Here is a 13304-nt window from a genome sequence, read left to right on the forward strand (position 1 = left end):
ACTAACGGCGCGCCTCGATTAGTAAATCCGTCCTCAACTTGCTTGGCACATGTAATGCAAACCAAGTTATATTTTTAATATCGGCACTACCGGAGTCACGCAGCGTCGTACCTAAATTGAATCGACGTAGCTGGATAGAGACACGTTCATTAGAGCAAAAACTCCTGTCATTAACAGTGTCTGCACTTTGGCTGAAATACTGGTTAATTGGTGCAAAGCGGTGCTTAGCTTCTACGCCACGTCCAGTAGATCGTGTTCGATAACCCGCTACTAAGTTGTTCATAAGAAATACATCGGCCTTGAGATCTGGACTCTTCCTGAGAAGTGCGGCTATCGCGAGCAACATCGCACTATGTTCCTCAGCATCTGAGGGATCTTTAACTTTTACCTCAAGCAGAAAATCTTCGAGTACCGATTTTAACGGGATAGGGTTAAACATGAAGTGCGGTGATAAATTTTTACCTCCTTTGAATTGAGAAAATCCTGCTGCGTTGACAGGAGCACCATATTCAGCAGCCCATTTCTTTACCACGCAAGAAAGCAACTCTTGATTGGCTAAAGCAGCATTGTCATCCCTTTGCAGAACATCAGGCACCATCCAGCCATTAGCAGGAATGCGGCGCGTACCGAGTCCAATTACGTTCGCACGAGTAGCCTTAAGCATTGATGTGAGCACAAAATCTCGGCGCCAGTCAGAAAGAGGTTTGCCGCGCGAATTCTCTAAGGCCTCTCGAACAAACTCCTCATGCTCTACATACTCGGTGAAAGCATCACTCACATTCCGCTGAACAAAAACACGACAGAGCCCCAAATATGATTTCTTATATCCGAAAAACCGAGCTCGCTGCTGCAGAGTATCTGCTGCAGGTGAAGTCCCCAAGGGGCGTGGCATATAGGTCACGCAAAGGCCTTCGATTGTATAACCTCGATCTAGCTTAGCGCCGCCCACTAGAATCCAGTATGGCGTGGCTTTCCAGTCAATATTTTTCTCCGCGTCCTTAGTTCCATTGACCACGACATGATTCATTTCGTTGAATACTTCATCAACCATTGCGGAAATCAAGTCAATCAATGGTTTAATTTTTGGATATGTTTTTTTTAGCGAATCATATTCAGGTTGAAACATCTGAGTTACAGCATCGATTTTATTAATATATTGCTTTTCGACGAATGACTTTAGCGTCTTTAAGGACTTATCAAGCCAATCCTTGTAATGAGTATGGGATGTGGTAGCCATCGCCGGATGAATCATCATTGAGCGGTTTCTGTCTTTCTTTCGCTCACGCGTCAACGCGTGATGAGCACATGCTAATAAGAAGTAACGTAAGGCACTCAGTAAACTTTTAGGTGACGCTTTCAATATATTCGTGGGTCCGGGTACTTCCTCTGATGGAATGTCTCTGACGAGGGGGGTGTTCTTTCCGAAGAAAGACTTTCCACCTGTATAAGCCTCACCAGGTGTCACCAATTCTGCAAACGAAGCGTTCAGTAAATCAGTTTGCGCCAGTAGAAGATTAGCCTGTGGTGTAGCAGTGTACTGCAGATATGAATGATGTGGGAGTTTGTCACGTAGCTTACAAATTTTTTCGTAGGTCGTACTCATTTCTGAAGGTGCAATTTTACCACTACGAATCTTAGCCGCCTTCGTGTTTAAACTTGCTTGGTCACTCTCATCATCAATAATCAAAGATGGAACATCTGATACCGACAACTTTTTAACTAAAGAAGCTAAATTTTCAAGATGGCCACCATGTTTGAGCACGGTAACTAAAATGGCTTTTTTTGTAGGTTTTTTCTTCCAGGCAATAAGTTTATCTTCGATCTGTCTTTTAACGTTATTGGTAGGATTGGAATAGTGATACCAGTTCTCTCCATCATCGATACCAAGGTCTTTCTTCAAGCGGTTTTCAGATTGATCACGAAGATTATTTTTCGTACCTGCTAAAACAATTACAAGTCCATAACCGTTATCTCGTGCCAGAGAAATTACTGTTTCGAACGACAATGTTTTGCCGCTTTGCACATAACCCACTACTAACCCCGTTTCTCTCCCTGAGGGCTCTGTTGGAGGCAAGCAACGACCAAGAATTCTTTGTGCTTCTTGAAGCACAGAGTTCATACCATCAGTTAAATCCTCGTAGCTAGGACCATTAGGATCATTGGATTTGCTTCGAAGAAAATCCTCAGTAATGTCTTTTTTTTCCGGCACCCAACGTAAAGGTGGCTGAAGAGTTTTTAGAATTTCGATAGAGGTTGCCATATTTTATTTCTCTAACGAGGTTCTCAACAGAGCACCTCTCATCAAGTAGTTGAAATGATAAAGAAAACTCTCTGGTGACACTCCTAAAACATCCTCCGTTAAGATCAAAGCAATGCATATCGATGTTGAAATACGCAGCAAAACTTCAACGTTCTCATTGTTCACGCCCAAAAATTCAATGGAAAAAGGATGAGCCAATGAAAGATCAATAGTCAAACGCCGGATGTCCTCGCCAGAGTCAGTGGGTTTCTGAGTAACTGCGACTGAAACCCAATCCTCTGTTGCAGGATCTACAGAGGTTCTCAAAGTTATGATCCATTGGTAATTGCCATCATTAACTTCGACAACACGCTCAGAAGCCTGGAGTTCTCCAGCAACAAGCTCGGACGGCAACTCATCTACATCTGTTGGATATTTATTAGCCTCAATCAACAGTGGGGCAACTTCTTTTTCGACATAGTTTGCAACAGCGGCAGTCGCTGCAACAGCTCGTGTCTCAATAGTTTTTCGCGAAGGAAGTGCCCGATAATTTTCGGCTTGAGCGAGTAAATTCAGTGGGGGCTCTTCGATTTGAGCTTTCAAATATTCCAGAAAAATATCTTCGTATTCTTCCCAGCGAAAGCCATCTTTCGTATGACTAACTTCGAATCCTTCGACATGCAGTTCACCAAACAATCTTTGATAGGGATAACTGTTAGTTTGTTTAAATACATAGCTAGGCCGATAGCTCTCGTCCAAGCTACCTTCTATTAATCTGTCACGACGAAATAAAGCAAAACCGGCCAATGGTGTTGAACCAACTTCACGTAGTGCGGCAAAACCTGTGATACGCTGATTTCCACCAAAATCCAAATCGATATCTTTCCGCCATTCAACAGGTACTACGTTATCACCCTGCGCCTGTACCCCGGGAGATGTATAAGCAACGGCAGTGAGTATTTTAGGACATTTATATGAAAGCGATGAACCATTTAAGTTTAGTGACAGCCTTCCATCTCTTAGAAACATTCGATAAATGCTGGCTAGGTGGTCTCGAATCTTGCCTACCGTTCGCCCTTGCGGCATGTGATGTAGGCCTCGGAGAGTTACCACTGTGTAATGCGATAATGGATCGACCTTACGAACTTCAGTATTCAAACTTTCAATCTTGTTTTCGACAATATTTCTAACATCGAAATATATTGTACGTTCTATTGATTCGCCAATTGCTTTGGTACGAACACTCCATTTCTCTGCAAACCAGCATGCCGCGCTCTTCATCCCCATGCCGAACTCAGAAAGCCCACTACGATCCTCTGGGACTTGAGCAGCCCGAAATGCTCTAGGAAAATCAACTTCTGATATTCCAGCAGCATTGTCACTAATAACAATAATACCAGGGCCAGAAGTATCTATTTTTACATCTACCTTAAGTTGAAATTTACCACCATGCAGCAATTGCAATTGATCGTTGTTGGCGATCAAACTTTGAATTGCGTTATCGACGAACTCGGCCATGGCAAACCATGGCTTGTAATTTAGATGGCGTAGCACCGAGAGCATCGTTACTTCGGGCCGGATTTCAATAGCTGGTAATTGGCTAGACTTTTGACTATCCGTCATGCATCGACCTTTCCATTGCTTATTTTAATGTCTCCAGTTACCGGAGATTGTCCTATAAAATCCCCCAACAGAGCACGGGCAACCAACTCAACAACTGTAGAGTTCACAGCATTCCCAAGTGCATGGAAAGCCTTAGTAGGAGTAGATGGCAGCGCCTTCAACTCGTCTAAACTCTGCAGACGAGCGCATTCCTCCGGAGTCATGTAACGCCGTTGCCATGCAATTATGGGCACTTGCGTGTCAGTCATTGCAATTAAGCTAGGAGCAGTGTTACGGCGTTTCACCCTTACTCCTGATGCACGGAACTGCAGAACGTACTCCCAAAGATCTCGCTTACCACCCTTGACATTCCATTCTAATTTTTGAAGGCTCGACGGAAACTTCAAGATATTTTTCATCCAAGGATCAATCCATTCCTTATTGTCAGCGTAGAACTGGCGGTTCTGGCGAATGAAATCTACCTTCCACTTGGGAAACTTTCGCTGCGGGGTACGGGCATGACTAGGCAACGCCAACCAACGTTCTTCGAGAGTGTGCAGGTAGCCGATTTTGCGTCCATGGCTCCCCGAAAACCCTTTAAGACCGTCAATACCATAGTCCTCTTTTAAAGCGTAGGGTGTTTCCTGTTCGTATGGATATGTTGCCCCCCACTCCATTGACCATAATGGATAAGAAGGCAATTCAACATCTTCTGGGCAGCGTTTCAAAAAATCTGCCCAGACATTTAGACAATCTAAAACCTGCGCAGAAAGCGGCTTCGCATTAGCTGGATGATCATCTAGAATGCTGTCAATGGTTGTCTCTACCGGATTTCTTTGAGGCCAAGAAAAATCTTTTAGAGGCTTTCGTGAACCAATGATATATACGCGCTCTCGAATCTGCGGGATACCAAAATGATGCGGTGAGAAGCGTTCAGCAGCAATGTGATAGCCTAGTCCTTTTGGACCTAACCCTAAGATCTCCTGAATAGCTTTCCAGGTTCGACCTTCATCATGCTTGAGCAGATTCGGTACATTTTCAAGAATAAAGAAGCTCGGCTTCTTCTGTTCGAGTATTGCTGCCACATTGAAAAACAAATCACCTTGTTTCGTGCACTCAAACCCAAGCTGCTCCCCAGCTTTGGAGAATGGCTGGCAGGGAAAACCCGCAGTCAGCACGTCATGTGTAGGCACATCACAGGGAGATATCAAAGTGATATCTCCTTCAGGACGAAGATTGAAATTTATCTGGTAAAGGTCCTGCAGATGTTTTTGCCACTCAGCTGCAAAAACACACTGCCCACCGAGCCTATCTAGGGCAAGGTGAAATCCGCCCAAGCCAGCGAACAAGTCGATAAATTTAAACGATGGTGACTTCATATTTGTTAGCCAATTCTAGTTGATGGAAGCAGCCATCGGATTATCTTATTACAGTAAAAATCGCGCTACGATACAGCTTTTCTATACAGTAACTTATCTCTATGAACATGAATACCTCACTCGATTAAAGCAGATGTTGTTCCATCGCTCAGATTGCATTTTTCGTCATTGTAAATGGGTTGACACATCTCTTCAAAACCGTGAACAACTTGAAGAGAAAATGCCACCTTCATATAACTGTATGCAATCACAGTAGTCAACTCGAGTAAAGCTCTAACTTTTAGTGTGTATTCAGACAGCACTCAATGATGTGTATGATAATTTTCGTTTAATGACGAATAGAAAGCAAGCAACTCCCCCAATCGGGGCATGGTTACAACTGAACTCCATTTTACAATTATAAGCGCCTATAATTGAGATTCCATGACGCTACTCGTAGAAGTGAAGACTAAAATGAACCATTACAAGGGAAGTAAGTGGCTGTATAGATTTCACCCAGTGGTTGACTTAGATTGAGTGAAAAAGCGAGGAAAACCTTGCGGATACTGGATTTCAGACACAAAAAAGCCGCCCTTAAGCGACTTTGATTTGCATCTTTTGGTGCCGAAGGCCGGACTCGAACCGGCACGTATTTCTACGGTTGATTTTGAATCAACTGCGTCTACCGATTTCGCCACTTCGGCACTGAAGGGGATGCGGAAACGTTGTGGATTATACCTGTCGCGCGCCGCCATGCAAGCGACGACGCGCTAAACCCGCGCTAAGTGCCCAAAAAACCAGCGCCCTTTGTCACTCCAGCTCAGACACAGCCAGCCGAATCACACCCGCCGCCTTCTGCTCCGGCAACGCCAGCACCTTCGCCCACATCTCCTGCACCATATCGCAGGAGAGCTTCTCTTTGCCCGCCGCCTTCTCCGGCATCTGCAGCAGCTGGATGTCCTCGCCGTACTTATCGGCAAGTTGCTTCATAATCGGCCGCACGTCCTCGACGGCCGCCTCGCGTTCAGCCTGCGTCACGGTGTGGCGGTTTTTGCCGTAGGCCGCGCGCATCATGTCGGCGTCGGCCTGCATGCGCCGCGCCATCAGGTCTTTATCAAGCATGCGCATCGGGTTCACGCCGCCCTTCACCGTCGGGTAGAGGAAGCGGAAGCAGGCGTCGTCGCTCACCTTCTGGATGGCGGCGGTCTGCTCCATGTTGATGGTCATGTAGTTCACCACGTTGGCGTCCGGGGCATTTTGCAGGCGCGACATCTGCAGATGCAGGATCTGCGGCTGGATGGTGTCGATAATCTGCTGCTCCGGCTCGCCCGCTTTTTGCAGGGCGGCCATCTGGTCGAGGATGCGCTGATGCAGCGCGGGCTCCTGCTCCTTAATCACCTGCCAGGCGGGCATTTCGTTAAGGGCGGAATCCATCTGCCGTTCCGGGGCGCGCTGCCTGTCGAAGAACACCCAGAACGCCACGGCGGCGGCCACTACAACAACCATCACGGTACGGGTCCACGTTTTATTCATCTCGCATCCTTATCCTTGCGTTATGCCGGTTTACACCGGCACGCCGCTGTGGAAGCGAAACTCGTGGTCCGGTGTCGAGATAAGTGTGGCTTCAATTTCGCCAAAAAGCTTTATGCGCGGTGAGATATCGTCGTCGCTCACCTGCTGGGCCAGCGTCAGGTAGTCCTGATAGTGGCGCGCTTCCGAGCGCAGCAGCGAGAGATAGAACTTCTGCAGGTCGTCGTCGAGAAACGGGGCCAGCGCGGCGAAGCGTTCGCAGGAGCGGGCTTCGATGTAGGCGCCGCAGATGAGCTTGTCGATCAGCGTCAGCGGTTCGTGGGTGCGCACTTCCTTCAGCATCCCTTTGGCGTAGCGGCTGGCGGTAATTTTGACGTACGGAATGTCGCGGGCCAGCATCGCCTCGCGCACCTGCCAGAAGTGGTGCAGCTCTTCTTTAATCAGCAGCACCATGCTGTCGATGAGCGCCTGGCCCCACGGATCGTCGGTTTTGGGCATCACGCTTTTGCCAATCTGCTTATGCAGGGCGATGAAGTCCGGCTCCGGGCCGTCGCGGAAGGTGAACTGTTCGTAGGGTTTGAGCCAGTCGAGCAGCGCGTCGGCACCGCTTTCGTCGGCAACGTATTTGCGCACCAGCAGCAGCGCGGTCTGGGCGGCCTTGAGCTCGCACACCATGTGGTCGGTGAGCAGCAGCGGCAGGTTCGCCGGGTCGCGGGCTTTATCAATCCATGCTTGCGGGGTCGGGCACTGGAGGAAGTTGAGTACGGGGGCGAGTATCTGCGGGTAATCCATGGTTCTGCCTTGAAAAAGCGGTGGCGAGCGCCACCGCCTGAATCACTTAGTGACGCACGCCGTCGTCGTCTTCGTCGACATAATCTTCGTCGTCGCCTTCTTCGCCGTCTTCACCGTTCGGATCTTCGAAGTAGGTTCCCCAGCCGTCGTATTCCACTTCAAACTTCTCGGCCAGGTTCATCAGCTGTTCTACCTGCGCGTCGATAAGCTCCGCCTTCAGGGCGCCTTCGCTCAGGATGTCGCAGCAGATGACGGTGTCGCCCTCTTCCACTTCCAGCTCTTCGGGCTCGGTCACTTCGTAACCCAGCTTGAAGGCTTCCACGGCCAGTTTTTCCAGCGCGTCGAAATCATCCGCAGAGAAATGGTGCTCGATGGTGTACAGCGCGTCCGGATCGCTACCGTCTTCCAGCAGTTCTTCAATAATCAGACGCGTCTCTTCGCGTTGCTCTTCCAGGTGTTCCGGGTTTGCCATGGCTCAATCCTCTTTAAAGTGCGGCAGATACTTCTATTTTCACACACGGACGGGTTTGCCTCCACCTTTGTAAGAAAGAATTGTGAAACGGGGTTGCAAATGAATAATTACACATATAAAGTGAATTTTAATTCAATAAGTGGCGTTCGCCATGCGAGGATAAGATGTCCGATTTATACAAGAAACACTTTCTGAAACTGCTCGACTTTACCCCTGCACAGTTCACTTCTCTGCTGACCCTTGCCGCACAGCTCAAAGCCGATAAAAAAAATGGCAAGGAAGTACAGAAGCTTACCGGTAAAAACATCGCGCTCATCTTCGAAAAAGACTCGACCCGTACACGTTGCTCTTTCGAAGTTGCCGTATTTGACCAGGGCGCGCGCGTCACGTATTTAGGGCCGAGCGGCAGCCAGATTGGGCATAAAGAGTCAATTAAGGACACCGCGCGGGTTCTCGGGCGGATGTACGACGGCATTCAGTACCGCGGCCACGGCCAGGAAGTGGTCGAGACGCTGGCGCAGTACGCGGGCGTGCCGGTGTGGAACGGGCTGACCAACGAGTTCCACCCGACGCAGCTGCTGGCGGACCTGCTGACCATGCAGGAGCACCTGCCTGGCAAGGCGTTTAACGAGATGACGCTGGTCTACGCGGGCGACGCGCGCAACAACATGGGCAACTCGATGCTGGAAGCAGCGGCGCTGACCGGGCTGGATCTGCGCCTGGTGGCCCCGAAAGCCTGCTGGCCGGAAGAGAGCCTGGTGGCGGAGTGCAGCGCGCTGGCGGAGAAGCACGGCGGGAAGATCACGCTGACGGAAGACGTGGCTGCGGGCGTGAAGGGCGCGGACTTTATCTATACCGACGTGTGGGTGTCGATGGGCGAAGCCAAAGAGAAGTGGGCGGAGCGGATCGCGCTGCTGCGCGGGTATCAGGTGAACGCGCAGATGATGGCGCTGACCGGCAACCCAGACGTGAAGTTCCTGCACTGTCTTCCGGCGTTCCATGACGACCAGACCACGCTCGGCAAGCAGATGGCGAAAGAGTTCGACCTGCACGGCGGGATGGAAGTGACGGACGAGGTGTTTGAGTCGGCGGCGAGCATCGTGTTCGACCAGGCGGAAAACCGGATGCATACGATTAAGGCGGTGATGGTGGCGACGCTTGGGGAGTGATTGACTCCTCTGCGCGCGGGTGCCCTCACCCCGGCCCTCTCCCACGGGGAGAGGGAGAACCCCAGCCCGTAGGCCCGTGCAAGCGAAGCGCCGCCGGGCAAACCGGCTCCATTTCATTGATTTTTCACCCCGAAAAAGGTACGTTTTCGCCTTAATTCCAGCGTGGACATGCCAGCATTATGCCGATTATTCAGTCTGTTGAACGTGCCTTGCAGATCCTCGACCTGTTCAACGAGCAGGCCACCGAGCTTAAGATCACCGACATCAGCAAACTGATGGGGCTGAGCAAGAGTACCCTCCACTCGCTGCTGAAAACCCTGCAGCTTCACGGCTATATCGATCAGAACCCGGAAAACGGCAAGTATCGCCTCGGCATGAAGCTGGTCGAGCGCGGCCATTTTGTCGTGGGCTCCATCGATATTCGCCAGAAGGCGAAGGGCTGGCTGACCGAACTGTCCCAGCGGACCGGGCAGACGACCCATCTGGGGATCCTGGACGGGCGTGAAGGGGTCTATATCGAGAAGATTGAAGGCAAGCTGGCCGCCATCGCCTATTCGCGCATCGGCCGCCGCCTGCCGGTTCACGCCACCGCCATCGGCAAGGTGTTGATTGCCTGGCTGGGCGAGCCCGAGCTGAACGCACTGCTGGAGGGCTATCAGTACACCACCTATACCCCTTCTACCCTTGCCTCTCGCGAAGCCTTAATGAGCGCCCTGGCGCAGACCCGCGAGCAGTGTTTTGCCCTGGATAGCGAAGAGAACGAGCAGGGCGTGCGCTGCGTGGCGGTGCCGGTGTGGAACCACGAGTCCCGCGTGATTGCCGCCCTGAGCCTGTCGACGCTGACCTCCCGCGTGGACGACGCAGAGCTGGCTAACTTCCGCGAGCAGCTTCAGCAGGCCGGGCTCCAGCTCTCACGCGCGCTGGGCTACCCGGCCTGAGCCGTCAGGCCGGCTCGTAGGTGAAGTAGTCGAAGTCCGCGTGGCAGCCGTCGCCGCTGATGTCCTCGCAGTGTAGTCCCACAAACGCGCCGGTGAAGAAGCCGCGCCCGCCGATGTAGTCGTCCGACAGTTTCCACGCCTCATACGTTACCGGCACGGCGTGCCACGTCTCGCCGTCGAACGAGTAGCTGTAGCGGTAGACCAGCGTATCCACATCCACCCGCAGCCAGACGCTCTCCGCACTCTCCGGCACCGGAATGGGCTGCTCGTGCAGCGGCCATGACGGCACGTTGTGGTCGAGCTGAATAACCTTGATGGTTCTCCCCTGCCCCTCCTCGTAGTCCACAAAGCAGTAACTCCAGTTTTTACTGTTGTAGTAGCAGGTCAGCCCCGCGCTTTGCTGGAAGTGAACCGGCGAGAACTGCATCCGCGTTTCGGAGCGGAAAGCGAAGTGCTGCCAGCGGCGCGCCACGGTCGACTGGGTAAAGGTCGAGTTGAGCGAGTCGTTGCCGTAGAGCCGTAAGTAGCCGGGCCGCGCGGTGAGTGAGCCGAGGGTGTCGTCGAACGGAATGCGCAGGGTCTGCAGCTCCGGGTCGAGCGGACTGGCGTCGAAATCGTCCCGCCAGCTGACCTGAACGGCAGCGGGCTGCTCGGCCACCTGCGGGCCTTTCACGGTCAGCTGCGCATGCTTGCCGCCTTCCACGTACGGCCAGCCGTCGCGCCATTCAATGCGGGCGATGCCGGTCTCGCGCCCCAGCGGACAGTAGCCGCGTCCGCCGGAGGCCAGCAGCGGCACGCCGGGCAGGCGCAGCGGGCGGCTGGTGAGGTAGGCCATGTACCACTCCCCGGTGTGGGTCTGCAGCAGCGAGCCGTGGCCGCTCTTCTGCAGCGGGTTTTCCGGCAGGTGCCAGCTGGTCATCATCGTTACGTCCGGGTGCAGCTCGTACGGCCCGTCGATATTTTTGGAACGCAGCACCACGACGGCGTGCTCGTAGCTGGTGCCGCCCTCGGCGACCATCAGGTAGTACCATCCCGCGTGGCGATACAGGTGCGCCCCTTCGGTGTAGCAGAGCGGCGTGCCGGTAAACAGGGTTTTGCGCTCGGGCGAGAGCGTGCCGGTCTGCGGGTCAAACGCCTGCAACACGATGGTGTTGTGCGGGTTGCTGTGGTGGCGCGGCCCCCACGGGCGGTAGATATAGTATTTTCGGCCATCGTCGTCGTGGAACAGGGACGGGTCAAACCCGCCGTTGCCCATCGGGATCGGCTCGCTCCACGGTCCCTCAATGGAGGGCGCGGTGACAAGGAAGTTGCGGCCGTTTTTCCACGGTGAGTCGACAATCTTTACGTCGGTGTAGAGCAGCCAGAATTTGCCATCGGCGTAGCTCAGGCACGGCGCCCAGATGCCGCCGGAGTCCGGGTTGCCCTTCATGTCCAGCATCGACACGCGGTCCAGCGGGGTGCTGACCAGCGACCAGTTTTTCAGGTCGCGGGAGTGGTAGATGCGCACGCCCGGGAACCACTCGAACGTTGAGGTGGCGATGTAGTAGTCCTCGCCCTGGCGGCACAGGGACGGGTCCGGGTTGAAGCCGGTCAGGATTGGATTAGTAATTTCCATATTGCCTCCGGTTAATGGGATGCGGCTGTCGCAGCGTCGGGAACGACCTCACCCTGCGCCGCGCGGTGCTTGATCAGCTGCTGGCTGATGGCCTCCACGCGGGCGTCGGTGAGCTTGTAGAACGACAGCATGATGAACATGCCCGCGTAGAGCACCACCGGCACTACGCAGAACAGAATTTTGATGGTGGTCAGCACCTCGACCGGCTGCACGCTGCTGCTGGCGGAGTAGTTGACGTACGCCAGGATCCAGCCCACCACCGCCCCGCCAATCGCCAGGCCAATCTTCAGGCTGAACAGGTAGGTGGAGAACACCAGCCCGTCGAGGCGACGACCGCTGCGGCTCTCCTCGTAATCCACCACGTCAGAGGCCATCAGCCACTGCAGCGGCGTGGTGGTGTTAAAGACGAACAGGAACAGGATGTTGAGGGCAAAAATCAGCGCGATGTGCTCCGCCGGGGTGACGAAAATCAGCAGGCTGATCAGCGAGTAGGCGACGATGATCCACTTGAAGGCGGTGACGCGGTCGAAGCGGCCCAGCAGGCGGGAGGAGCAGAGCGAGCCGAACATGGTGGCGAGGCTGCCGTAGAGTAAGAACTGGGTCGCCATCTCTGGGTGATCCATCACGTATTTCACGAAGTAGAGAGTCGCCCCGCCGCGCACCACGTTGGAGCAGGTCGCCATCATCTTGAACGCGCACATGATGCGCCACTGGCCGTTGCCCAGCAGCAGCTTAAGGTCTTTCGCCACCGACGAGCCCGGCTGCACCTCAAAGGTGTAGCGCTCTTTGGTAGTGAAGAAGCAGACGTAGAGCAGCACCACGCCGCTCAGCCCGAGCACGCACATGGCGCCAAAATAGCCCACCTGCTCGTCCCCTTTGCCGATGATGCTCACCAGCGGCAGCGCGATGCCGCTGATGGCGAGCGAGCCCGCCGCCGCCAGGAAGAAGCGCCAGGACTGCAGGGCGTGACGCTCTTTCGGGTCGGCGGTGATGACGCCCGGCATGGCGCAGTACGGCACGTTAACGAAGGTGTAGACCAGGGTCAGGAGAATGTAGGTCACGCAGGCGTAGATGATTTTGCCCTGCGCGGAGAAGTCCGGCGTGTAGAAGGTCAGCACGCAGACGATGCCGAACGGGATGGCCCCCCAAAGCAGGAACGGGCGGAACTGGCCGTGCCGGGTGCGGGTGCGGTCCACCAGCAGCCCCATCAGCGGGTCGGTAACGGCATCGAGCACGCGGGAGACTAAAAACAGCGTGCCCATAATCCCCGCCGACAGGCCGAAGACGTCGGTGTAAAAATAGGCCAGCAGGAACATCGTGGCCTGCCAGACGAAGCCGCAGGCGGTGTCACCCAGCCCGTAGCCAATTTTGTCTTTCATGGTTAATTGCGTCATCAGAATTACACCCTTATGTAGTGTGCTGAATTACAACATCGTGTTAATGGAGTGTAATGAGCCGCTCAATTAACCAGCAATGGTCATATCTTATTTCTGAATTACGTTATTTTGCTTTTGTGACGCCGACGATATATCTCAACCTATTGTTTATATTATTAAATAACAGAAATGGAAAAACCGTCCGCGGAATAT

General features: G+C 53.1%; 11 protein-coding genes and 1 tRNA gene. 3 read left to right on the forward strand and 9 right to left on the reverse strand.

Annotated elements, in window-relative coordinates:
• Position 1 precedes the first annotated feature (1 nt).
• The 7 genes from ACZ6J2_RS11785 to rraB all read right to left on the reverse strand — a co-directional run bounded on the left by ACZ6J2_RS11785 (position 2) and on the right by rraB (position 7993).
• Positions 2–2260 carry a Z1 domain-containing protein gene (locus ACZ6J2_RS11785; protein WP_471725795.1) on the reverse strand — a complete coding sequence of 753 codons (2259 nt, stop codon included), beginning with the start codon at positions 2258–2260 and terminating at the stop codon, positions 2–4.
• 3 nt (positions 2261–2263) lie between these two features.
• Positions 2264–3862 carry an ATP-binding protein gene (locus ACZ6J2_RS11790; protein WP_063138550.1) on the reverse strand — a complete coding sequence of 533 codons (1599 nt, stop codon included), beginning with the start codon at positions 3860–3862 and terminating at the stop codon, positions 2264–2266.
• Positions 3859–5220, reverse strand: coding sequence for a DNA cytosine methyltransferase (locus ACZ6J2_RS11795; protein WP_471725796.1), 1362 nt, complete (start codon positions 5218–5220; stop codon positions 3859–3861). The genes ACZ6J2_RS11790 and ACZ6J2_RS11795 overlap by 4 nt, the downstream gene beginning before the upstream one ends.
• A gap of 598 nt (positions 5221–5818) precedes the next feature.
• Positions 5819–5903, reverse strand: a tRNA-Leu gene (locus tag ACZ6J2_RS11800).
• 106 nt (positions 5904–6009) lie between these two features.
• Complete coding sequence (locus tag ACZ6J2_RS11805; protein WP_471725797.1) at positions 6010–6732, reverse strand: topoisomerase II; 723 nt, start codon at positions 6730–6732, stop codon at positions 6010–6012.
• 30 nt (positions 6733–6762) lie between these two features.
• A complete protein-coding gene (miaE, locus tag ACZ6J2_RS11810; RefSeq protein WP_069596188.1) occupies positions 6763–7521 on the reverse strand; it encodes a tRNA isopentenyl-2-thiomethyl-A-37 hydroxylase MiaE in 759 nt (252 codons plus the stop codon).
• A gap of 46 nt (positions 7522–7567) precedes the next feature.
• Positions 7568–7993, reverse strand: a complete 426-nt coding sequence (gene rraB / locus ACZ6J2_RS11815; RefSeq protein ID WP_029739283.1) for a ribonuclease E inhibitor RraB — start codon at positions 7991–7993, stop codon at positions 7568–7570.
• 99 nt (positions 7994–8092) lie between these two features.
• On the opposite strand from rraB, the gene argL reads away from it, so the two are divergent.
• The 3 genes from argL to xynR all read left to right on the forward strand — a co-directional run bounded on the left by argL (position 8093) and on the right by xynR (position 10100).
• On the forward strand, positions 8093–8188 hold the full coding sequence (argL, locus tag ACZ6J2_RS11820) for a putative translational regulatory protein ArgL (RefSeq protein ID WP_213705005.1): 96 nt from the start codon (positions 8093–8095) through the stop codon (positions 8186–8188).
• Positions 8158–9162, forward strand: a complete 1005-nt coding sequence (argF, locus tag ACZ6J2_RS11825; RefSeq protein ID WP_471725798.1) for an ornithine carbamoyltransferase — start codon at positions 8158–8160, stop codon at positions 9160–9162. The genes argL and argF overlap by 31 nt, the downstream gene beginning before the upstream one ends.
• Before the next feature lie 179 nt (positions 9163–9341).
• Positions 9342–10100: a DNA-binding transcriptional repressor XynR gene (xynR, locus tag ACZ6J2_RS11830; protein ID WP_471725799.1), complete on the forward strand. Its 759-nt coding sequence runs from the start codon at positions 9342–9344 to the stop codon at positions 10098–10100.
• 4 nt (positions 10101–10104) lie between these two features.
• Here xynR and ACZ6J2_RS11835 read toward each other — a convergent pair whose 3' ends face one another.
• Together ACZ6J2_RS11835 and ACZ6J2_RS11840 are read right to left on the reverse strand one after the other, a co-directional pair.
• Positions 10105–11715, reverse strand: coding sequence for a glycoside hydrolase family 43 protein (locus ACZ6J2_RS11835; RefSeq protein WP_471725800.1), 1611 nt, complete (start codon positions 11713–11715; stop codon positions 10105–10107).
• An 11-nt stretch (positions 11716–11726) separates the two neighbouring features.
• Entirely contained in the window at positions 11727–13109 is a 1383-nt protein-coding gene (locus ACZ6J2_RS11840) for an MFS transporter (protein WP_159515420.1), read from the reverse strand.
• Positions 13110–13304 lie beyond the last annotated feature (195 nt).

The sequence above is a fragment of the Enterobacter sp. E14S genome (assembly GCF_055666685.1).

Excerpts from the sequence above, each read along its gene's own strand:
- ACZ6J2_RS11835 (WP_471725800.1), bottom strand. The coding sequence starts at position 11,715 with ATGGAAATTACTAATCCAATCCTGACCGGCTTCAACCCGGACCCGTCC.
- ACZ6J2_RS11805 (WP_471725797.1), bottom strand. The coding sequence starts at position 6,732 with ATGAATAAAACGTGGACCCGTACCGTGATGGTTGTTGTAGTGGCCGCC.
- ACZ6J2_RS11785 (WP_471725795.1), bottom strand. The coding sequence starts at position 2,260 with ATGGCAACCTCTATCGAAATTCTAAAAACTCTTCAGCCACCTTTACGT.
- ACZ6J2_RS11840 (WP_159515420.1), bottom strand. The coding sequence starts at position 13,109 with ATGACGCAATTAACCATGAAAGACAAAATTGGCTACGGGCTGGGTGAC.
- rraB (WP_029739283.1), bottom strand. The coding sequence starts at position 7,993 with ATGGCAAACCCGGAACACCTGGAAGAGCAACGCGAAGAGACGCGTCTG.
- ACZ6J2_RS11795 (WP_471725796.1), bottom strand. The coding sequence starts at position 5,220 with ATGAAGTCACCATCGTTTAAATTTATCGACTTGTTCGCTGGCTTGGGC.
- xynR (WP_471725799.1), top strand. The coding sequence starts at position 9,342 with ATGCCGATTATTCAGTCTGTTGAACGTGCCTTGCAGATCCTCGACCTG.
- ACZ6J2_RS11790 (WP_063138550.1), bottom strand. The coding sequence starts at position 3,862 with ATGACGGATAGTCAAAAGTCTAGCCAATTACCAGCTATTGAAATCCGG.
- argF (WP_471725798.1), top strand. The coding sequence starts at position 8,158 with ATGTCCGATTTATACAAGAAACACTTTCTGAAACTGCTCGACTTTACC.
- argL (WP_213705005.1), top strand. The coding sequence starts at position 8,093 with ATGAATAATTACACATATAAAGTGAATTTTAATTCAATAAGTGGCGTT.
- miaE (WP_069596188.1), bottom strand. The coding sequence starts at position 7,521 with ATGGATTACCCGCAGATACTCGCCCCCGTACTCAACTTCCTCCAGTGC.